The organism is Novosphingobium marinum, assembly GCF_013408095.1.
Classification (GTDB): Bacteria; Pseudomonadota; Alphaproteobacteria; order Sphingomonadales; family Sphingomonadaceae; genus Novosphingobium; species Novosphingobium marinum.
In genome coordinates this window covers 135,082-154,123 of record NZ_JACBZF010000001.1, presented here as the reverse complement: position 1 = coordinate 154,123, position 19,042 = coordinate 135,082, and the positions used below count along the sequence as shown (strand labels likewise).

The following is a 19,042-nucleotide window of genomic DNA, read 5'->3' as shown; positions in this document are numbered from 1 at the left end:
GTTCGAAAATTCCGTACTTGATGGGAATGCCGGCCTTGCAAATCAAGCCACGGCACGCATCAGGGCGCGCGCCTTGCCATAGAGCCTTCGCGCTGTCAAAAGCCGCGCGCCCCTGAAAGCCCGCCAGACGAAAGCGCCGACGTGACATCTGCCGAGAACAGCCTGCCACGCCCGCGCCGTTTCGCCCCGGCAGGTCCGCTTCGCGGCACGGTCCGCGTGCCCGGCGACAAGTCGATCAGCCACCGTGCATTGATGCTGTCCGCGCTCGCCGTTGGCCGGAGCCGGATCTCCGGCCTGCTCGAGGGGGAAGACGTGCTGGCCACGGCCGCGGCGATGCGTGCGCTGGGAGCCAGGCTCGAACGCACCTCGCCGGGCGAGTGGCAAGTCAGCGGCGTCGGCGTCGGCTCGCTGCTGCAACCCGAAGGCGCGCTCGACATGGGCAACTCGGGCACTTCGACGCGCCTTCTGATGGGCTTGCTCGCGAGCCATCCGCTGACCGTCGCGTTCACCGGGGATGCCAGTCTTTCGAAGCGTCCGATGGGCCGGGTGATCGAGCCGCTGTCGCTGGTGGGGGCCGACTTCACCGCCAGCCCCGGCGGCACGCTGCCGCTTATGATGCGCGGCGCGTCGCCACCCGTTCCCGTCGAGTATCGCCTCCCGGTCGCCTCGGCGCAGGTCAAGAGCGCCATCCTGCTTGCGGGCCTGAACACGCCGGGGATCACCACGGTCGTCGAGCCGGTGCCGACGCGCGATCATTCCGAGCGCATGCTCGCAGGCTTCGGTGCGGACCTGAAGGTCGAAGCAGGCCCCGCTGGCGAGCGGGTCATCTCGATCGCCGGGGAGGCCGACCTGCGACCGCAGGATATCGTGGTTCCCGGCGATCCCTCTTCCGCCGCGTTCTTCATCGTGGCCGCGCTGCTCGTTCCCGACAGCGAGGTCCGCGTCGAGAACGTGGGCATGAACCCCACGCGGGCCGGGCTGGTAGAGGTGCTGCGCATGATGGGCGGCGACATCGAGGAGGATGGGGTGCGCGAAGTCGGCGGCGAGCCGGTCGCGGACCTGGTCGTGCGCCACTCCCCCTTGCGCGGCATCGAAATAGACCCCGCCCTTGCTCCGAGCATGATCGACGAGTTCCCCGCCCTGTTCGTGGCTGCCGCGATGGCGGGCGGGACGACGACGACGACCGGCCTCGACGAACTGCGCGTGAAGGAATCGGATCGCCTGCGTGTCATGGCCGAGGCGCTTACCGATGCCGGCGCCGAGGTCGACGAGCGCGAGGACGGGCTGATCATTCGCGGGACCGGCGGCGAAGCGCTGCACGGGACCGACGGGGTGGCGATCGCCACGCATCTCGACCACCGCATCGCGATGTCGATGGCGGTCGCGGGCCTTGCCAGCGAGCGCGGCGTCGAGATCGACGACACCCGCCCCATCGCCACGAGTTTCCCGAACTTCGAAGCGTTGCTCGACGGCCTGGCGCAATGAGCGACGACGTTGCCAACTACATCGGTTTTATCGGCACGGCCTGCATCATCTTCGCGTACTGGTACATCACCGCCGTCGAGCAGCCCAACCGCTTCATCCAGCATGGCGTCAACCTTGCGGGCGCCGCGCTGCTCGCGATCTCGCTGACCGTCCACATCAACCTGGCCTCGCTGGTGCTCGAAGCATTCTGGGCAGCCATCGCGATCTGGGGACTTGCCAAGGCCATCGTCGCGCGGCGGCGGGAACGCGGGGCATGATCGTCGCGGTCGACGGGCCCACCGCATCGGGCAAGGGCACGATAGCAAAGGCGATTGCCGCTCGTTTCGGGCTGCCGCACCTCGATACCGGCCTGCTCTATCGCGCGGTCGGCCATCAGGTTGCATTACGCGGCCTCGATCCGGACGACGAACGCGATGCCCTGTCAGCCTGCGATTTCCCCGACGCGATGCTGTCCGACCCCGAACTGCGGTCCGAGGCGACGGGCGGCCTCGCAAGCCGGGTGTCGGTGCATCATGCCGTGAGGCAGGCCCTGCTCGAACGTCAGCGCAGCTTCGCAACGCAGCCGGGCGGCGCGGTGCTGGACGGGCGCGACATCGGCACGGTGATCGCACCGGATGCCGAGGTGAAACTCTTCGTGACCGCCAGTGTCGATGCCCGCGCAAGACGTCGCTTCGAGGAGATGCGGCAAAGCGGGCGCGACACGACTCTCGCCGACATATCGGCCGATCTCGAACGCCGCGACGAGCGTGACCGCAACCGGACCGAGGCCCCGCTCAAGCCCGCGCGCGATGCCATCGTGCTCGACACATCCGTACTCGGTCGCGAAGAGGCGATTGCAGAGGCCATCCGTATCGTGGAAACCGCGCGTCATGGCAGGTGAGACTAAATTGACGGGGCAGCTAGCCGCGAAGAGGTGCGTCATAACCGGGGCCGCGCGCGGCATCGGGCGCGCCATCGCGGAACGGTTCGCCGCGGAAGGCGCAACCGTCATCGCGACCGATATCGACGAGACCGAAGGCAGAGCCACCGCCGACGCGATAGGCTGCCGCTTCGAGCGGCTCGACGTGGGGAGCGAGGACGACTGGTCGGCCTTCGCCGAAAAGGTCCCGCAAGCCGATGTCGTCGTCAACAATGCCGGGATTACCGGCTTCGAGGACGGCCCTGCCCGGCACGATCCCGAGTACGCATCCCTCGCCGAGTGGCACAAGGTGCACAGGGTGAACCTGGACGGCACGTTCCTCGGCTGCCGCTACGCGATCGGTGCGATGAAGGCGCGCGGAACAGGCTCGATCGTCAACATCTCGTCCCGTTCGGGTCTCGTCGGCATTCCGGGCGCGGCAGCCTACGCATCGTCGAAGGCCGCGATCCGCAACCACACCAAGACCGTGGCGCTCTACTGCGCGCAGCAGGGATGGAAGATCCGCTGCAATTTGATCCATCCCGCCGCGATCCTGACGCCGATCTGGGAGCCGATGCTGGGCGACGGGCCGGATCGCGAAGAGAAGATGCAGGCGCTCGTTTCCGACACTCCTCTGAGGCGTTTCGGAACACCCGAAGAAGTCGCGGCCATTGCGCTCATGCTGGCGGGGGACGAGGCGACCTATGTCACCGGCACCGAAATAAACGTCGATGGGGGGTTGCTGGCCGGGTCGGCAGCATCTCCCGGCTGAAAATTGTTATGGCACTAAACTATGTTAGCAAGGTTGTACCTGCTGGCTGCTAGTGTGCTTTTTCACACAGAGGAGGCTGCCGAGGCAATGTCCAATCCGCTATCCCGGAAGCTCTCGAACATCGCTTCGCTCACCGATGAGGAATCGCAATCGATTTCGGACCTCTGCGAAAGGATCGAGGTGGTCCCGGCGAAAACCGACATCATCTCGGAAGGGGACCGGCCCGATTACGTCCACCTCGTTCTCGAAGGCTGGGCGGCGCGCAGCAAGGTTCTCGAAAGCGGAAAGCGCCAGTTCACCGCCTTCCTGATTCGCGGCGATTTCTGCGACCTGCACGTGACCATACTCGCGCGTATGGACCACGCGATCACCGCAGTAACGAATTGCAAAGTCGCCTACATCCCCAGTCCGGAACTCGAGAGGCTGACGCTCGGCAATGCGAAACTCACCCGCGCGCTGTGGTGGAGCACGCTCGTCGACGAGGCGGTGCTTCGCGAGTGGATCGTCAACACCGGCCTGCGATCGGCCTATGAGGCGGTCGCGCATCTCATCTGCGAGATGCATTTTCGCTCGCAGATGGTCGGCATCGTCGATGGCGATACGTTCGACCTCCCGCTGACCCAGGAGGAACTCGGCGCGGCCACGGGGCACACACCGGTGCACATCAACAGGGTGCTTCAGAAATTGCGCGCGGCCGGTCTGATCGATTTCCGGGGCGGTCGCCTGACGGTGCGTGACCTCGACGGACTAGAGGAAGCCGCAGGGTTCGAGTCCGAGTATTTCCATATCCGCTCCGGCAGTCCGCTGACCAGCTGACCCGACATCGCGCGAGGCTGGCGAGAAGCCGGCAGCGTTTTCCTTCCGCGCCCGGCACCAACGCATACTCCCGCATTCTCCTTGCGTTTCCGGCGATTCTCGCATAAGCGCGCGCCCGTCTTCCCGTTCCGCAAGGTTCGCAAGGCGCCGTGGACGGCATTCGGCCCCCACGGCAGTTCGGCCCTTTGTCCCGTCGTCGCAATCGTGCGGCAGGCGGAGAAAGACCGGCGGATCCAACCGCCTGGCCGGAAAAATCGTTAGTCAGGAAACTTCTTCAACATGGCAACTTCCGCCAATCCCACGCGCGACGATTTCGCCGCGCTCCTCGACGAACAGCTTGGCACGGAGGCCGAGGGCGGCTTCGAAGGCCGCGTCGTCAAGGGCACCGTTACCGCAATCGAGAACGACAAGGCCGTCATCGACGTCGGCCTCAAGAGCGAAGGCCGCGTCTCGCTGCGCGAATTCGCTCGCGGCGATGACGCCAGCACCGTCAAGGTCGGCGACGAGGTCGAGGTCTACGTCGACCGCGTCGAGAACGCCGATGGCGAAGCGATGCTCAGCCGCGACCGTGCCCGCCGCGAAGCCGCGTGGGACAAGCTCGAATCCGAATTCGGCGAAGGCAAGCGCGTCGAAGGCGTGATCTTCGGCCGCGTGAAAGGCGGCTTCACGGTCGACCTCGACGGTGCCGTCGCCTTCCTTCCCGGCAGCCAGGTCGACATCCGCCCCGTGCGCGACGTCACCCCGCTGATGGACGTCCCCCAGCCCTTCCAGATCCTCAAGATGGATCGCCGCCGCGGCAACATCGTCGTCTCGCGCCGCGCCGTGCTCGAGGAAACGCGCGCCGAACAGCGCAGCGAACTGATCGACAAGCTGACCGAAGGCCAGGTGATCGACGGCGTGGTCAAGAACATCACCGACTACGGCGCGTTCGTGGACCTCGGCGGCATCGACGGCCTGCTCCACGTCACCGACATGAGCTACAAGCGGGTCAACCACCCGAGCGAGATCGTCAACATCGGCGATACCGCGACGGTCCAGATCATCCGCATCAATGCCGATACGCAGCGCATCTCGCTGGGCATGAAGCAGCTTGAAAGCGATCCGTGGGAAGGCGCCGGCGCCAAGTATCCGGTCGGCATCAAGATGTCCGGCACGGTGACGAACATCACCGAGTACGGTGCGTTCGTCGAGCTCGAGCCGGGCATCGAAGGCCTCGTCCACGTCTCCGAGATGAGCTGGACCAAGAAGAACGTCCACCCGGGCAAGATCGTCTCGACCTCGCAGGAAGTCGAAGTGATGGTGCTCGAGGTCGATTCCGAGAAGCGTCGCATCTCGCTCGGCCTCAAGCAGGCGCAGCGCAACCCGTGGGAAGAGTTCGCCGACAAGCATCCGGTCGGCTCGACCGTCACCGGCGAAGTCAAGAACGCGACCGAGTTCGGCCTGTTCGTCGGCCTCGACGGCGACGTCGACGGCATGGTCCACATGTCCGACATCGCGTGGGGCATCTCGGGCGAGGACGCGCTGGCGCTGCACCGCAAGGGTGAGCAGGTCGAAGCCGTCGTTCTCGATGTCGATGTCGACAAGGAGCGCATCAGCCTCGGCATGAAGCAGCTCGAGAAGGGTGCGCCCGCCGTCGGCGGCGCGACGACTTCGGGCCTGCGTCGTGGCGAAGTCGTCACCGTCACCGTCCTCGAAGTCCGCGATGGCGGCCTCGAGGTCCAGGTCGGCGAAGACGGCGCAACCGGCTTCGTCAAGCGCTCGGACCTCGGTCGCGACCGCGACGAGCAGCGTCCCGACCGATTCCAGACCGGCCAGAAGGTCGATGCGATGGTCACCGGCTTCGACCGTTCGAAGAAGCCCAACTTCTCGATCAAGGCCCGCCAGCTGGCCGAAGAGAAGGAAGCCGTGGCGCAGTACGGTTCGTCCGATTCGGGCGCATCGCTCGGCGACATCCTCGGCGAGGCGCTGAAGGGCAAGTCGTAAAGCGGAACCTTCGCGCACCCGCCGACGCGCGGGCGCCGATCGGAACAGGCCCGTCCGGATCGCTCCGGACGGGCCTTTTCTATGCCCTCCATCGCGCCTAGATTGAAAGCGAGGAGAGATCGATGCTCGAAATCCACCAGTTTCCCTGCCTGTCGGACAATTACGGCTATCTGCTCCACGATCCCGAAAGCCAGGAAACCGTCTGCATCGACACACCCGATGCGGACGAATACCTCAGGCAGGCCGGGCGCAAGGGCTGGCAGATCACGCAGATCTGGAACACGCACTGGCATCCCGACCACGCAGGGGGCAACGCGGCGATCCAGGCCGTGACCGGCTGCAGGATCGTGGCGCCGCGCGAGGAAACAGGCAAGATCCCGGACATCGACGAAGCCGTAGGTCAGGGCGACATCGTATCGATCGGCGACTGGGAGGCCCACGTCATCGACGTCGGCGGCCACACCAGCGGCCACATCGCCTACCACCTGCCCGGGCGACACGTCGCGTTCGTCGGCGATGCGGTCTTCGCGCTCGGGTGCGGACGGATGTTCGAGGGAACCCCGGAGCAGTTCTGGGACAGCCTCCTGCGCATCAGGGCGCTGCCGTCCGAGACGATGCTCTATTGCGCACACGAGTACACCCAGGCGAATGCGCGGTTTGCCCTGCACGCAGATCCGGATAACGAGGCGCTCCGCGCCTACGCGGCGGAAGTGGACGAACGGCGGGCACAAGGTCAGCCTACCGTGCCCATGAAGCTCCAGCGCGAGCTGGAAACCAACCCGTTCCTGCGCGCCGACGTTCCGGCGATCCGGGAACGCTGGGGCGGGAACTCCCCGCCAGAGACCTTCGCGGCGCTGCGGAGCGGCAAGGACAACTTCTGATCCAGGTGAAGCGACGCCCGGTCCCTCGTCCGGAGGCCCGGACGCCGCTTTCAGGTCAGTCGTCGTCGCCCGAGGTCTTGGTCTCGCACAGCCAGCCCAGGAAACGCCAGCTGCCGCCTCGCTTGATCATGGTATCGGCACACCTTTCGAACATGGTCTCGCGCTCGCCCTTGTAGTTCGTCTCGACCACGTTGGCGTAGTAGTAGGCGATGGCGGTATCGCCGTTCACCGCGATCTTCACAGGGTCGAGCTGGTAATAGAGCACCTTCCCCTCCGGTCCGAAAACCGAGGCGCGCGATGCCATCTGGCTACGCGAGGTGGGGACGGGATAGTTGGTGTTCCAACCATACCCCGCCGGATCGAGCATCTCCGCCCAGGTACCCGCGTCTACGTGCTTTTCCCACGCCGCCGACACCTGCGTCCAGACTTCGCCCTGCGCGGGCGACCATTCCTGCGCGGAAGCTGGCTGGAAGGCAAAACCCAGAGCGAGCGCAAACGGTATTGCTATGCTTTTCATGATGCAGTCTCCCACAACGACCGGTGACCGTCACCGGTTCTCGTTGCCGGGAATCGCGCGACCCTTCCCCGATGGGCCGACCCCCTGTCGGGAAACTTCTGGGCTTGCGGCGCGCCCGTGTCAAACGACGCGGATAGCGCGCGGGATTTTCATCAGAGGTTGGAAATCGCCTCGTTGACGAGCGCGTCATCGGCTGCTGCCGAGTGTCGCTGGCGAATGATGTCGCGCGATGCCGCCGTCGCGGCGGATGCAGCCTTGGCGCGAAGGTCGGCCACGGCGGCACGCTCGGCGGCGCCGATCTTGTCGTCGGCCATCTTTTCGCGGCGGGCGATCATCTGCGTCGTGTCCGCTTCGGCCTTTGCAACGATCGCGTCCGCCTCGTGGCGGGCATGGTCGAGCATCGCGGCGGCGTCCTTCTCCGCATTCGCGATCTTGTCCGAATATTCCTTGCGCAGCGCCTCTGCCTCGGCGCGAAGCTCCTTGGCCTCGTCTAGCTGCTTGCGGATTTCCGCGATGCTCTTGTCGAGCGAACCCGCGATCATCGCCGGAACCTTCTTCCAGAGCATCACGAGGATCAGGACGAGCATCGCGAGAGCGACCCAGACGCCCGGCGTCAGGATGCCGAAGGCCGCGGGCTCGACATGCTCGCCGCCGCGTTCGACGACCTCGGTATGAGCGCCGGTTTCTGCAGTGACTGCTGCCTCAGCCATGGAGCGCCTCCTTGACCGCGGCGCGCGCAGTCGGCTCGTCGACGTTTACCCCGGCGACGCGCATGACTATGTCGTTCGCCGCCTCGGTCGCCACCGTTTCGATCTCGGTCATCGCGTTCGCACGCGCTTCGGCGATCTTCGCCTCGGCGGCGGTCACGCGATCATCGACCTTTGCGTTGGCAGCGGCGAGGCGGGCCTCGGTTTCCTTGCCGGCCTTGGCCTTCGCCTCGGCGATGATCGCCTGCGCTTCCTCGCGCCGGCGGTTTTCCTGGACCCGCCAGGCTTCTTCTTCCTCGTCGGCCTGCTTGCGCGCCGCCTCGGCGGCGGCAAGGTCGGTGGCGATCTGCTTGTCGCGCGCCTCCACGGTCGCCATCACCTTGGGCACCATGCCGCGGCCGATGACGAAGAAGACAAACCCGAAGATGAGCAGGATCCAGAAGATCTGGCTCGCATAGGTTTCGGCGAGTTGCGCGATTTGAGGCATTCGATCGTTCCCGAGCCCGTGAGGTTACGAAGCGTTTCCGGCCGGTTGGCCCCGCAAAGCGAAGGCCGCCCGGCCGGTAAGGTCAGGAGTTGTGGTCGTCAGGCGACGAAGATCAGGATCATCGCGACGACGAACGAGAGCAGGCCGAGAAGTTCGGCGGCGGCGAAGCCGATGAACAGGCGGCCCTGCTGGCCGTCGGCGGCACCCGGGTTGCGAAGCGCGCTCTCGAGGAACGAGCCGAAGACGTTACCGACGCCGATCGCGGCCATGCCCGCGCCGATGGCGGCGAGACCGGCACCGATGAGCTTTGCTGCTTCCTGGTCCATTTGAAAACTCCTTTACCCTTGCAATTCCAGTGAGTGGTTCGAAAAATCAGTGAAGGTTCTCGGCGTCGTTGAGATACAGCGAGCTCAACAGCGCGAAGACGTAGGCCTGGATCGCGGCGACGAGCAGCTCGAGCGCGCAGATCGCGATCATCAGCACAAAGCTGAGGATGCTGACCACGGGGCCGATCGCAACGCCCGCATTGATCCCGTTGATGACGAAGCTGGACAGCACCTCGAGAAGGACGTGCCCCGCCATCATCGCGACGAACAGTCGCAGGCCGAGGCTGAACGGGCGCACCAGGAAGCTCACCAGCTCGATCAGGAAGATCAGCGGGATCATCGGGAGCGGCGTTCCGTGCGGCACGAACAGCGAAAAGAAGTGGAAACCGTGCTTCGCGAACCCGACAACGAGCACGATAGCGAACGAGATGATCGCCAGCACGCCGGTCGCGGTGAAATGGCTGGTGAACGTGAACGGATGCAGGCCGATGAGCGCTAGCGGCAGGAGGCCGAGGAGGTTCGCGAACAGGATGAACATGAACAGCGAGAAGATGTACGGCACGTACTTCTTGCCCGCGGGGCCGATGTTGGCCGCAAGCATCCCGTCGATGAAGCCGGTGAAGCTTTCCACTGCCATCTGCCAGCGACCGGGCACCAGCTGGCGCTTCATGCCGCCTGCGACGAACAGCAGCAGCACCGCGGCGGAAATCAGCATCCACAGCGCGGAATTCGTGAAGGCGATGTTGTAGCCCGCGATTTCCCAGCCCTCGGTCCCCAGCAGGGGCTCGATGGCGAACTGGTGCATCGGATCGACCTTGCCCTCTTCGGCTGCCACGTCTCTTGCGCCTCTTTCGCTACCTTGATGAACGACAGCGCCCCTATCGCCCCGCGCGGCGGGGATCAATCGGGACGCCGGTTCGAAATCCGGATTATGTTCCTGAAGGCGACGATTATTCCGAGGAACAGCATCACCAACAGACCCCAGGGCGACGTCCCGGCGGCAAGATCGAAGACCCAGCCGACAAGCGCGCCTCCGAGAGGCCCGCCGATAAGATGACCGAGCACCTGATGGCCGAGACGCTCGTTCGCGTCGGCCCCCTTGATACTCGGCCTGTTGCGCACCTCTTCCCGCTCGCGCGCCTCCTTGAGGCGCCTTTCGAGCGCGTCGATCCGCGCATCTTCACCGACAGGTTCTCGTGCAGGTTGCTCGTCGTCCATGCCAGTTCCTTTAGGGGAACTTTCGACACGCGCAACGGCCTCCCGCCGAGGGCGCCGCCCCCTTAGGCGGGGGGTGGTGGCGAGTCAACCGCGCCTTCGCTGCACTGCGGGATAAAGCCCACCTTGCCACACCCGCTTGCAAAGCGTGCATAGCGCGCTCGACGCCGCCTCCCGGTCGGGCTAGCGAAACGGGCGTGCCGAAAGGGAGGGACGGCTGCCTGACATCAAACTCGATTTTCGGCCGCAACTGGAAACCGTGCGGGCAATCGCGATCCTCTGCGTTCTCCACAGCCATTACTGGACCATGGATACCAGACTCGGGACGTGGGGCGTTCGTCTGTTCTTCGTTCTCAGCGGCTTCCTGATCACCGGCATACTGCTCGGCCAGCGCGACCAATACAGCGCCTCCGGATCCTCGTTCGGACGAGCCTTCGCCATCTTCTACGCGCGCCGGGCCTTGCGGCTCTGGTCGCTCTACTTCATCGTTCTGACACTTGCCGTGATCGTCGACCTTCGCGGGGTCCGGGACGTAGCGATCTGGCACTACCTGTTTGCCTCGAACTTCCTCTTCGTCATCGAGGATGCCTGGATTCCACCGTTCACGGCTGCTTTCTGGACGCTTGCCGTCGAGGAGCAATTCTACCTAGTATGGCCGTTGTTCGTCCTTCTGTTGCCAGCGCGCGTGCTTCCGGCAGTCACGGCCGTGGCAATAGCGACTGGAACCACTTTCCAGTTCGCGGCGGCCAGCGCGACGGGTGATATTCCCTACATGTACCTTTTGCCTCCAACGCAGTTCGATGCGCTTGGAGCAGGCGCGATGATGGCGATCTGGTTCCGGCAGACTGGCCGTTTTCCCCAAGCCCTGTATGCTGCGGGAGCCCTGGCGATCCCTGCCTACTGGCTGACGGCGATGGTCGGTGGGGGACGCGCGGTCCTGGAAACGATCACCGTACTGCCCATGGTGGCCATCGTCGCAGCCGGAACCATTGGGGTAGGAGGCAGAGCCGGCAAGGCCCTTGAATGGGCACCTTTGCGGTTCGTGGGGAGAATCAGCTACGGGATTTACGTCCTGCACCTCATCGCCGGACTGATCGTGACGCGTATTCTCGCAGAATTCGATGTCGCAATGGAACGCGGTCCGCTCTATTTTCTTGTCGGCAGCGTGGCCAGCATCGCTGCGGCGGGCATATCGTGGGTGCTGCTTGAAAAGCCGGTCAATGGCCTGAAGCGGTACCTGCCCTACGATCCGTCCACAACCGCAGGCCGTTCAAACGTCATCCCGCCACTAAACGGGCACTAGGCGGGCCCCGTCAAGGGCAGCGCGGATCGCGTTCGGGCGCTCCCGAACCGCGGGTCTTCCAGCTTCCGTCGGGTGCCTGGTACTTTTCGCCGGGGGAGGTCTGGGCGATCAGGAGACAGCCCGAAGTGAAGGCATATTCCTCGACCGTGGCGTGCTGGGCCTTGGCCTTTTCGGCGTAGACGGCCTTGCGCTTGATGTTGATGTCGTCGACGAGGCGGCGCAGCTCGGGCGAGCCGGAGCCTACTATTCCGATGTAGCCGTCCATCTTCTCGCCCACCTGCCCGCTCGACTTCGCGGCGGCATAGGCAGGGTCGCGGGCCGCTGCGGGCGCGGCAAGAGCGCCAAGGACGAGCGATGCCGCCCCGACCGCCGCAAGGGCGCGGAAAGCGAGTGTGGACTTGGTCGAAACGGTCATCAGAAAATATCCTCGTTTTCCTCGATCGTATTCTCGGCATCGGCTGCGAGCCGGTAGATCACTTCCTGCTTGATGTTGATGTTGAGCTCGATGACGATGGGCTCGTCCGGCGCATTCACCGAAATACAGCCCGCCAGCATCGACGCTCCTGCCAACACCACCGCCATGGCGCACCATGCGCCGTGGCCCGACCGGCCATCGTTCCGCTTGCTCCCTGTCATGCAGGCGCTTGTGGCAAGCGGACGAAGTCCGGTCAATCTCGGCATGATCATGGCATTTCCTCGCTTTCGGGAGGCTGAATGAAGGGATCGGTTGGCTCGCGCTCCGACGGCGCGACGCGGTTGCCGTCGGTGTCCAGCAACCCAAGCTCGCGCGGGTCGCGGACGTAGGCGGGATCGTAAAGCGACTTGAACGAGCTGATCAGGTTGAAGAACGGCGCGCGGACGTTGACGTTGAACTGCAACGGCAGGTTGGCGACCCGCCGGGTGATGAAGTTGCGCCGCGCGCCCTCGCCCTGCGACACGCCGTAGAAACGCACGCGCGTCACGATCTCGCCTTCGAGAGATCCGTCCATCCCGATGGTCATCTCGCGGTAGTCGAGCGACTTGAGAGCGTCGAAGGCGAAATTTGCCATCGTCGACAGATCCTCGTAGCTCAGCTCGCCGACGTAGGAGACGTTGCCGCCCGGCGGCCGCGAGCGAAGCTGGCCGTTGTCGATCCGTCCGCCGTCCTCGTCGAAAACCAGCGGCATGACACCGTCGAAAGTGCCGGTTGCCGAGAGATTCGCAAGCTCCATCCGATCGACGAACTTCGCGGCGTTCAGCCCTTCTATGACAAGGGTGTAGCGGCGCGTTTCGGCAACACCCAGCTTCATGGTGACCGGCTGGAGCGTCAGCTTGCCGTCCAGAAAGGGCCACGCTCCTTCGACGACCTGGAGAACGTAGTCCGGTTGCAACTCGAACCGGAAGATGCCGTCGTTGACCTCGATGCCCGGGTTGATCGCCGCGACATGCAGGACCTGGTCGGGTGCGGTCACGAGGCCAAGCAGATCGGTGAAGCGCACCGTCCCCGAAAGCCCCTCGACAGGCCCGAAGGCGGCGGCGAGATCGAGCGACTGGGTGGAGAAACGCCCAAGGCTCTCCACGCCGTCCTCGTCCCAGCGAATGCCGCCCCTCCCCGTGACGACCCCGTCGACGTTGGCGACGACCCCGAGCGCAAGGCGCGTGATCGTGTCGGGCTGGAGATCCTCGTCGAAAAGAATGCCGTCGACGATGAGGTCGGCATTGCCGCGGCCGGTCGCGAGATCGTGCAAGATTTTCGTCCGGACGATCTCCCGCATCGAGGTCGGCTCGCGCAGGACAGCATCGGCAGCGATCTCGTTGTCCGCCAGCACGAGGGTCGCATCCTGCGAGATCAACGGCTGGAAACGCGCATCGCTTTCGCGGTCCTTCAACGTGAAGGCCGCGTCGGCGATACGCAGGACATCGCCTTCGTACGTCCAGGCCCCCCGTGCCTCCAGGATGTCGAGCGGGACGGCATCAATGAGAATGTCCGCGTCCTCGAACGTTCCCGAGATCGAGCTGCCGAGGTCGGCCTGCAGGTTTTCGATATCGAAGCGTGTCGCCGTTCCCTCCGGCCCGATCGCTACCCTCAGCGAACGCGCGGACACCAGGCCCGGATAGGCAACGCCGAGCGGTCCGCTGGCGATCCGGATCGGCGTCTCGCCGAGCATTCCCGCCAGTTCCAGCGAGGGCGCGCCGGCAGCAATTCTCAGGCCTTCCGGCCCCGACCGGACGATTGCCCGACCCCGTGCGGGGCACAATTCGACACTGCGCCTGCCGAACGACACGTCGCCCAGGGCAAGCCGGTCGAACTGCACGTCAACGCAGCGCCGCCACAGCGAAAGGCCGCTTCGCCCGGACCAGTTGCCGTCGACGGGCAGCGAAAGCCCCTGCGCCGTTCCGCCGGGGATAGCCCCGCTGGCCGTCAGCCGGCCGGCGAACCCGATCCCGCCACCGTCGGACTGGACGATCAGCAGGCTCGGTATCGAAAGGCTCGCTCCCTCGCTCTCGTACGGGGCCATACGGATGCGCATGGCGATGCCGTTGCCCGTGCGCCGCTCCATGCGCCCGGCGATATCGGGCAAGCCTCGCCCGCCCGTCGAGAAATTGCCGGAAAGGCGCGGCACGCCCGAGCCGCCCTGTGTCATCTGGAACCGTGACAGCGCGAACAGCGTCTCTCCGCTCCCGCCCCGCAAGGTGGCACGCGGCACCACGACATTGGTTACCTGTCCGGTCCTGCGAACGAGATAGCTGCCCGAAAGCGAGCTGTCGGGCTGTTCGCGCTGCAATGCTGTCCGCATCCGCGACAGCAACGGGTCGAGAAGCGTTTCGCCGACGCTTTCCTGCAACCCGGAAAGCGCCCCGTCGATCGTATCGCCCAGCGCCAGCCCTTCTCCCGTGACAGTGCCCTCGCTTTCGACACGCGCGAAATCTCTTGCTGCACGCACGACCCCGTCGGCGGATAGTGCGCGGGCGCCGATCTGCGCAGCGCGCACTCCCGAAGCCTCGACATCGAAGTTCGCGGTCAGGGCGTCGTCGCGATACGTGAAGCGTGTTTCTCCTTTGATCCGTGCCAACCGGTTGCTGCCGTAGCCGGCCTTAGTCGCGTCGAGCCCGGCCTGGCCCTCCGCTCCGTCGAGCGCGCGGTCGAAGGTCGTGTCGACCTGGATCGCGACCTGCGCAAGGCTGAGTGCCTCGTCGGGACAGGTCATGTCCGCAAGGCGCACCGGACCTGCGAAGCGCGGCCTTTCGCCCGACACGTGCACCCTGCCGTAAAGCGTCGCCCGGCCCGCCTCGCATCCGGCGACGGCCAGATCGGGCGCGAAGACGGCGACGATACCTGCAAAGCCGTCGCGAAGTTCGCCCTGCCCTTCCGCCTTGACGCCGAGGCGCCCGAATTCGGTTTCCAGAAGCGCCCGCCCGTCCTCTATGGCGATGTCGAGGTCCGGCAGGCGGAAAGGTTCGTCGCTGCCGGTGTAGATCAGCGGATCGACGCTGCCGAAGCTCAGCCTGCTGTCGGCCATCGATCCGTAGAGCCGGGGCCGGACAAGCCTGATGCGACCGATGCGCGGCCCGGAAAATCCGGCCGACACGGCAACTTCCACTCGATCGATGGTCAGGTCTGGACGGTCCGGGTCGCCGAAGATGACATTTTCCAGGACTTGCCGTCCGGCGCCTATCGAGACGATCTCGTATTGCGCCGGGACATCCAGCTTTTCGAGTTCGCCGGAAATGATGTCGTTCGCTATGCGCTCGCGCGAGAACCAGGCGAAGACGACCGCCCCGGACAGAAGGACGACGAAGGCGATGAAAAGGTAGCGCCACCGGAACCGCCGCGAACGCGCGGTATCGGCAGGCGCGTGGGCATCCTCCTGATCTGCCAGCAATTCGTCATCGGCCTGCGACATTCACCCTCACTTGCGCCGGTGCCCCGGGAAAGGCAATGCTGACTAGAGAACATGGCAGATGAACACGGCCTTTTCGCCGGCGACGAAGCCGCAAGGGCGGGGCACGATGCATCGGGCCACCGCGCGCGGCTGCGCAAGCGGCTCCTCGCAGGGGGAAGCGAAGCGCTGGGCGACCACGAGGTTGTCGAATACCTCCTGATGACCGCGATCCCGCGCAGGGACGTCAAACCTCTCGCCCGCATGCTTCTCCAGCGGTTCGGTTCGCTTGCGGGGGTCCTGAACGCAGACCCGGGCGCGCTCGCCAAGCTGCCGGGAATGGGAGAGACGAGCGCCGCCGCGCTGAAGATCGTCGCTCTGGCGGCCCGGCGGATGGCGCGGTCCGAGGTGCAGGAAAAGCCCGTGCTCGGCAGCTGGCAGGCGCTGATCGATTACCTGACCATCGACATGGCGCACCTGACGGTCGAACGCGTGCGCGTGCTCTATCTCGATGTGAAAAACAGGCTGATGCTCGACCATCACGTCGGGGACGGGTCGATCGACGAGGCGGCGATTCACCCCCGGGAAGTCGTCAGGAAGGCGCTCGACCTTGGCGCGAGCGCGCTGATCCTGGTGCACAACCACCCGTCCGGTTCGCCCGAACCGAGCCGGGCCGACATCCAGATCACCAACCGCATCGCCGAAGCCGGCAGGCTGCTCGGTATCACGGTGCACGATCACGTCATCGTCGGGCGCGAAGGGCATGTCAGCCTGCGGGCAAAGGGGCTGATCTGATGTGCGTGGCGGCGATCGCCTGGCGCGCGCATCCCGACTGGCACCTCGTCGCGATCGGCAACCGCGACGAGTTTCACGACCGACCCGCCGCAGCCATCGAGCGCTGGCCGGACGATAGCGGAATCATCGCGGGTCGCGATCTGCGCTCGGGCGGAACATGGCTCGGCGTTACCGGACAAGGGCGTTTCGCACTTGTCACGAACCTGCGCGGCTTCGGGCTGCCCAAGCATGACAAGGTTTCGCGCGGCGCGCTCGTCACCGACACGTTGCTTGCGCGGGAACCTGCCGATCTGGATGCCTACAATCCGTTCAATCTTTTTGTCGTCGATACCGACCGTGCCGATTATGTCAGCAATCGGCCCGAAGCAGTCCGCGCGCACCTCGCTCCCGGCATCTACGGCCTTTCCAACGGCCCGTTCGACGAACCCTGGCCCAAGGCGCTTTTCCTTAAGGCGCGGCTGCTCGGCTGGCTGCAGTCTCCGGACAACGACACCGCGCCGCTCATGGAGGCGCTTGCGAGCGAGGCTCTCCCCGAAGTCGGCCTTCCGGCGGACAAGCCATCCGACGTGCCGGAACCGCGCGACACGCCGCCGTTCATCCGCTCGCCGGAATACGGCACGCGGTGCAGCACGGTCGTGACCGTCGACAGCCGGGGCAAAGGCACGATACGCGAACGGCGCTTCGATGCCACGGCGACCGTTTCGGGAGAGACAGTCCTGTCGTTTTCGTGGCAACTATGACAATCGGCCCCGTTCGCTTGCATAACGACATCAAACTGTAACAAACACGCCCCCTGCAATTTCGGGGAGGCATGGCGAATGGCGGAATACATCGCGGTATACAGCATGAAGGGCGGCGTCGGTAAGACCACGCTGGCGGTCAACCTCGCTTACTGCGCTGCTGTCTATTCCGGCCATCGGACGCTCCTGTGGGATCTCGATGCGCAGGGCGGCGCGGGCTACCTGCTCGGCGTCGATCCGCACAAGAAGGACGCGTCGCTGCTGTTTTCGCAAGACGTGAAGCCCGGCAAGCTTGTCCAGAAAACGAAATGGAAAGGGCTCGACGTTCTTTCAGCCGATCTCTCGCTGCGACATCTCGACCGGGACCTTGCGGAAGCGGAGAAGCCGAAACTGCTTCGCAAGCTACTCAAGGATCTCGGCGCCGACTATGACCGCATCGTCCTCGATTGCCCGCCCGGGCTCGGCGAGATTTCCGAGCAGATCATCCGGGCGGTGAAATACATCGTCGCGCCCGTCGAACCGACGCCGCTCGCGGTCCGCACGCTCGAGATCGTGGAAGAGCATCTTGCCGAAAAGGCGAAGAAGAAGATCAGGCTGATGCCCGTCCTGTCGATGGTCGACCGGCGCAAGAGCCTGCACCGCGACTTGCTGGAAAGTCATCCCGACTGGCCGGTCATCCCCCAGGCAAGCGCCGTCGAGCGTATGGCCGTCGAGCGCGCACCGGTCGTCGCCTATGCGCGCAGTTCGCCCGGCGGTCGCGCAATCGGCAACCTGTGGGCCGATATCGACCGCAAGCTGCGCGCCCGCGAGCGCGGCTGAGGGCTGCCTCCGGCTTCGGCGCCCTTGCCATGACACGCCCCGCCCCCTAGCGGCTCCGCATCCTGCAACTGACGGAGTCGAGACATGGTCCCCCGCTACGCCCGCCCCGCGATGACCGCGATCTGGGAACCGGAAGCGCGCTATCGCATCTGGTTCGAGATCGAGGCCCACGCGACCGAACGACTGGGCCAGCTGGGTGTCGTGCCGGAAAGCGCGGCGAAGGCGCTGTGGGACTGGTGGAAGACCGAACCCGTGATCGACGTCGCCGCCATCGACGCGATCGAGGCTGTGACCAAGCACGATGTCATCGCCTTTCTGACCTGGGTCGCCGAGCAAGTCGGCGACGAGGCGCGGTTCATGCACCAGGGCATGACCAGCTCGGACGTTCTCGACACGACGCTGGCGGTCCAGCTCGCCCGCGCGACCGACATCCTGCTCGACGATCTCGACGCGCTGCTCGCCGCCATCGAGCGCCGGGCGATGGAACACAAGTACACCCCCACCATCGGTCGCAGCCACGGCATCCACGCCGAGCCGACGACCTTCGGCCTCAAGATGGCGCAGGCCTATGCGGAATTCGCCCGTTGCCGCGAGCGCCTCGTCTCCGCCCGTGCCGAGATCGCGACCTGCGCGGTCTCGGGGGCCGTCGGCACATTCGCGAACATCGACCCCTCGGTCGAGGAATACGTCGCCGAAAAGCTGGGCCTGACGCCCGAGCCGGTTTCGACGCAGGTGATCCCGCGCGACCGTCACGCGATGTACTTCGCCACGCTGGCGGTCATCGCGAGCTCGATCGAGCGGCTGGCTGTCGAGGTCCGACACCTGCAGCGCACCGAAGTCCTCGAGGCCGAGGAGTATTTCTCGCCCGGCCAGAAGGGATCGAGCGCGATGCCGCACAAGCGCAACCCGGTCCTGACCGAGAACCTGACCGGGCAGGCGCGCATGATCCGCGCCTACGCCCTGCCCGCGCTCGAGAACGTGGCGCTCTGGCACGAGCGCGACATCTCGCACTCGTCGGTCGAGCGGTTCATCGGGCCCGACGCGACGATCACGCTCGACTTCTCGCTCGCTCGCCTGACGGGTGTGGTCGACAAGCTGCTGGTCTATCCCGAACGCATGCAGAAGAACCTCGACCGGATGGGCGGGCTCGTCCATTCGCAGCGCGTCCTCCTTGCGCTAACGCAAGCCGGCGTGAGTCGCGAGGACGCCTACCGGCTCGTGCAGCGCAATGCGATGAAGGTTTGGGAATCTGACGGCACCCTGTCGCTGCTCGAACTGCTCAAGTCCGACCCGGAAGTTTCGGCGGCGCTGTCCGACAAGGAGATCGAGGAACGCTTCGACCTCGATTACCACTTCAAGTCGGTCGACCGCATCTTCGATCGCGTGTTCGGCAAGGCCTGACGGGCAGCGGGCGCGAAGCTTGCCCGCAGTGGCCTTT

At 65.3% G+C, this 19,042-nt stretch carries 21 protein-coding genes; 12 read left to right on the top strand and 9 right to left on the bottom strand.

Translation table 11 applies throughout. The features are described from left to right. Positions 1-141: 141 nt before the first annotated feature. From aroA to gloB, 7 genes are all read left to right on the top strand, one after another. Complete coding sequence (gene aroA, locus FHS75_RS00760) at positions 142-1,485, top strand: 3-phosphoshikimate 1-carboxyvinyltransferase (protein ID WP_179405816.1); 1,344 nt, start codon at positions 142-144, stop codon at positions 1,483-1,485. Beyond that, on the top strand, positions 1,482-1,742 hold the full coding sequence (locus FHS75_RS00755) for a CBU_0592 family membrane protein (protein WP_179405815.1): 261 nt from the start codon (positions 1,482-1,484) through the stop codon (positions 1,740-1,742). The genes aroA and FHS75_RS00755 overlap by 4 nt, the downstream gene beginning before the upstream one ends. Beyond that, positions 1,739-2,365: a (d)CMP kinase gene (cmk, locus tag FHS75_RS00750; RefSeq protein ID WP_179405814.1), complete on the top strand. Its 627-nt coding sequence runs from the start codon at positions 1,739-1,741 to the stop codon at positions 2,363-2,365. The genes FHS75_RS00755 and cmk overlap by 4 nt, the downstream gene beginning before the upstream one ends. Positions 2,366-2,372: 7 nt before the next feature. Then, positions 2,373-3,155 carry an SDR family NAD(P)-dependent oxidoreductase gene (locus tag FHS75_RS00745; protein ID WP_244958960.1) on the top strand — a complete coding sequence of 261 codons (783 nt, stop codon included), beginning with the start codon at positions 2,373-2,375 and terminating at the stop codon, positions 3,153-3,155. Between the two features lie 87 nt (positions 3,156-3,242). Next, positions 3,243-3,971 carry a Crp/Fnr family transcriptional regulator gene (locus tag FHS75_RS00740; protein WP_179405812.1) on the top strand — a complete coding sequence of 243 codons (729 nt, stop codon included), beginning with the start codon at positions 3,243-3,245 and terminating at the stop codon, positions 3,969-3,971. Between the two features lie 279 nt (positions 3,972-4,250). Next, positions 4,251-5,954, top strand: coding sequence for a 30S ribosomal protein S1 (gene rpsA / locus FHS75_RS00735; RefSeq protein ID WP_179405811.1), 1,704 nt, complete (start codon positions 4,251-4,253; stop codon positions 5,952-5,954). Between the two features lie 122 nt (positions 5,955-6,076). Then, a complete protein-coding gene (gene gloB, locus FHS75_RS00730) occupies positions 6,077-6,835 on the top strand; it encodes a hydroxyacylglutathione hydrolase (RefSeq protein WP_179405810.1) in 759 nt (252 codons plus the stop codon). A 55-nt stretch (positions 6,836-6,890) separates the two neighbouring features. Here the strand turns inward: gloB and FHS75_RS00725 are convergent, their stop codons facing one another. The 6 genes from FHS75_RS00725 to FHS75_RS00700 form a co-directional block, all read right to left on the bottom strand. Next, positions 6,891-7,352, bottom strand: a complete 462-nt coding sequence (locus tag FHS75_RS00725; protein WP_179405809.1) for a nuclear transport factor 2 family protein — start codon at positions 7,350-7,352, stop codon at positions 6,891-6,893. 152 nt (positions 7,353-7,504) lie between these two features. After that, positions 7,505-8,062 (bottom strand): F0F1 ATP synthase subunit B family protein, encoded by a 558-nt coding sequence (locus tag FHS75_RS00720; protein ID WP_229735450.1) that lies wholly within the window; start codon positions 8,060-8,062, stop codon positions 7,505-7,507. Beyond that, positions 8,055-8,546 carry a F0F1 ATP synthase subunit B family protein gene (locus tag FHS75_RS00715; protein WP_179405808.1) on the bottom strand — a complete coding sequence of 164 codons (492 nt, stop codon included), beginning with the start codon at positions 8,544-8,546 and terminating at the stop codon, positions 8,055-8,057. The genes FHS75_RS00720 and FHS75_RS00715 overlap by 8 nt, the downstream gene beginning before the upstream one ends. Before the next feature lie 98 nt (positions 8,547-8,644). Beyond that, positions 8,645-8,872: a F0F1 ATP synthase subunit C gene (locus FHS75_RS00710; protein ID WP_021689211.1), complete on the bottom strand. Its 228-nt coding sequence runs from the start codon at positions 8,870-8,872 to the stop codon at positions 8,645-8,647. A gap of 46 nt (positions 8,873-8,918) precedes the next feature. After that, positions 8,919-9,707 carry a F0F1 ATP synthase subunit A gene (locus FHS75_RS00705; RefSeq protein ID WP_179405807.1) on the bottom strand — a complete coding sequence of 263 codons (789 nt, stop codon included), beginning with the start codon at positions 9,705-9,707 and terminating at the stop codon, positions 8,919-8,921. A 65-nt stretch (positions 9,708-9,772) separates the two neighbouring features. Beyond that, positions 9,773-10,090: an AtpZ/AtpI family protein gene (locus FHS75_RS00700; protein WP_179405806.1), complete on the bottom strand. Its 318-nt coding sequence runs from the start codon at positions 10,088-10,090 to the stop codon at positions 9,773-9,775. Positions 10,091-10,346: 256 nt separating this feature from the next. On the opposite strand from FHS75_RS00700, the gene FHS75_RS00695 reads away from it, so the two are divergent. Further along, positions 10,347-11,390 carry an acyltransferase family protein gene (locus FHS75_RS00695; protein WP_179405805.1) on the top strand — a complete coding sequence of 348 codons (1,044 nt, stop codon included), beginning with the start codon at positions 10,347-10,349 and terminating at the stop codon, positions 11,388-11,390. A 10-nt stretch (positions 11,391-11,400) separates the two neighbouring features. On the opposite strand, the gene FHS75_RS00690 is transcribed toward FHS75_RS00695, so the two are convergent. From FHS75_RS00690 to FHS75_RS00680, 3 genes are read right to left on the bottom strand one after another with little or no spacing between them, the layout of a single operon-like run. Then, positions 11,401-11,805, bottom strand: a complete 405-nt coding sequence (locus tag FHS75_RS00690; protein ID WP_179405804.1) for a YdbL family probable chaperone protein — start codon at positions 11,803-11,805, stop codon at positions 11,401-11,403. Further along, on the bottom strand, positions 11,805-12,026 hold the full coding sequence (locus FHS75_RS00685; protein ID WP_229735448.1) for a YnbE family lipoprotein: 222 nt from the start codon (positions 12,024-12,026) through the stop codon (positions 11,805-11,807). The genes FHS75_RS00690 and FHS75_RS00685 overlap by 1 nt, the downstream gene beginning before the upstream one ends. 47 nt (positions 12,027-12,073) lie before the next feature. After that, positions 12,074-15,274: an intermembrane phospholipid transport YdbH family protein gene (locus tag FHS75_RS00680; RefSeq protein WP_179405802.1), complete on the bottom strand. Its 3,201-nt coding sequence runs from the start codon at positions 15,272-15,274 to the stop codon at positions 12,074-12,076. A gap of 51 nt (positions 15,275-15,325) precedes the next feature. Between FHS75_RS00680 and radC the strand changes: the two genes are divergently transcribed. From radC to purB, 4 genes are all read left to right on the top strand, one after another. Then, positions 15,326-16,045, top strand: coding sequence for a RadC family protein (radC, locus tag FHS75_RS00675; RefSeq protein WP_179405801.1), 720 nt, complete (start codon positions 15,326-15,328; stop codon positions 16,043-16,045). Continuing rightward, on the top strand, positions 16,045-16,785 hold the full coding sequence (locus FHS75_RS00670; protein WP_179405800.1) for an NRDE family protein: 741 nt from the start codon (positions 16,045-16,047) through the stop codon (positions 16,783-16,785). The genes radC and FHS75_RS00670 overlap by 1 nt, the downstream gene beginning before the upstream one ends. Before the next feature lie 78 nt (positions 16,786-16,863). Beyond that, positions 16,864-17,604, top strand: coding sequence for a ParA family protein (locus tag FHS75_RS00665; protein WP_179405799.1), 741 nt, complete (start codon positions 16,864-16,866; stop codon positions 17,602-17,604). Between the two features lie 84 nt (positions 17,605-17,688). Continuing rightward, positions 17,689-19,005, top strand: coding sequence for an adenylosuccinate lyase (gene purB / locus FHS75_RS00660; protein WP_179405798.1), 1,317 nt, complete (start codon positions 17,689-17,691; stop codon positions 19,003-19,005). The last annotated feature ends 37 nt before the right edge of the window (positions 19,006-19,042 follow it).

Bases quoted from the DNA above. Each gene is read 5' to 3' on its own strand.
- FHS75_RS00755 (WP_179405815.1), top strand. From the start codon at position 1,482: ATGAGCGACGACGTTGCCAACTACATCGGTTTTATCGGCACGGCCTGC.
- cmk (WP_179405814.1), top strand. From the start codon at position 1,739: ATGATCGTCGCGGTCGACGGGCCCACCGCATCGGGCAAGGGCACGATA.
- FHS75_RS00740 (WP_179405812.1), top strand. From the start codon at position 3,243: ATGTCCAATCCGCTATCCCGGAAGCTCTCGAACATCGCTTCGCTCACC.
- rpsA (WP_179405811.1), top strand. From the start codon at position 4,251: ATGGCAACTTCCGCCAATCCCACGCGCGACGATTTCGCCGCGCTCCTC.
- gloB (WP_179405810.1), top strand. From the start codon at position 6,077: ATGCTCGAAATCCACCAGTTTCCCTGCCTGTCGGACAATTACGGCTAT.
- FHS75_RS00725 (WP_179405809.1), bottom strand. From the start codon at position 7,352: ATGAAAAGCATAGCAATACCGTTTGCGCTCGCTCTGGGTTTTGCCTTC.
- FHS75_RS00720 (WP_229735450.1), bottom strand. From the start codon at position 8,062: ATGGCTGAGGCAGCAGTCACTGCAGAAACCGGCGCTCATACCGAGGTC.
- FHS75_RS00715 (WP_179405808.1), bottom strand. From the start codon at position 8,546: ATGCCTCAAATCGCGCAACTCGCCGAAACCTATGCGAGCCAGATCTTC.
- FHS75_RS00710 (WP_021689211.1), bottom strand. From the start codon at position 8,872: ATGGACCAGGAAGCAGCAAAGCTCATCGGTGCCGGTCTCGCCGCCATC.
- FHS75_RS00700 (WP_179405806.1), bottom strand. From the start codon at position 10,090: ATGGACGACGAGCAACCTGCACGAGAACCTGTCGGTGAAGATGCGCGG.
- FHS75_RS00690 (WP_179405804.1), bottom strand. From the start codon at position 11,805: ATGACCGTTTCGACCAAGTCCACACTCGCTTTCCGCGCCCTTGCGGCG.
- FHS75_RS00685 (WP_229735448.1), bottom strand. From the start codon at position 12,026: ATGACAGGGAGCAAGCGGAACGATGGCCGGTCGGGCCACGGCGCATGG.
- FHS75_RS00680 (WP_179405802.1), bottom strand. From the start codon at position 15,274: ATGTCGCAGGCCGATGACGAATTGCTGGCAGATCAGGAGGATGCCCAC.
- radC (WP_179405801.1), top strand. From the start codon at position 15,326: ATGGCAGATGAACACGGCCTTTTCGCCGGCGACGAAGCCGCAAGGGCG.
- FHS75_RS00670 (WP_179405800.1), top strand. From the start codon at position 16,045: ATGTGCGTGGCGGCGATCGCCTGGCGCGCGCATCCCGACTGGCACCTC.
- FHS75_RS00665 (WP_179405799.1), top strand. From the start codon at position 16,864: ATGGCGGAATACATCGCGGTATACAGCATGAAGGGCGGCGTCGGTAAG.
- purB (WP_179405798.1), top strand. From the start codon at position 17,689: ATGGTCCCCCGCTACGCCCGCCCCGCGATGACCGCGATCTGGGAACCG.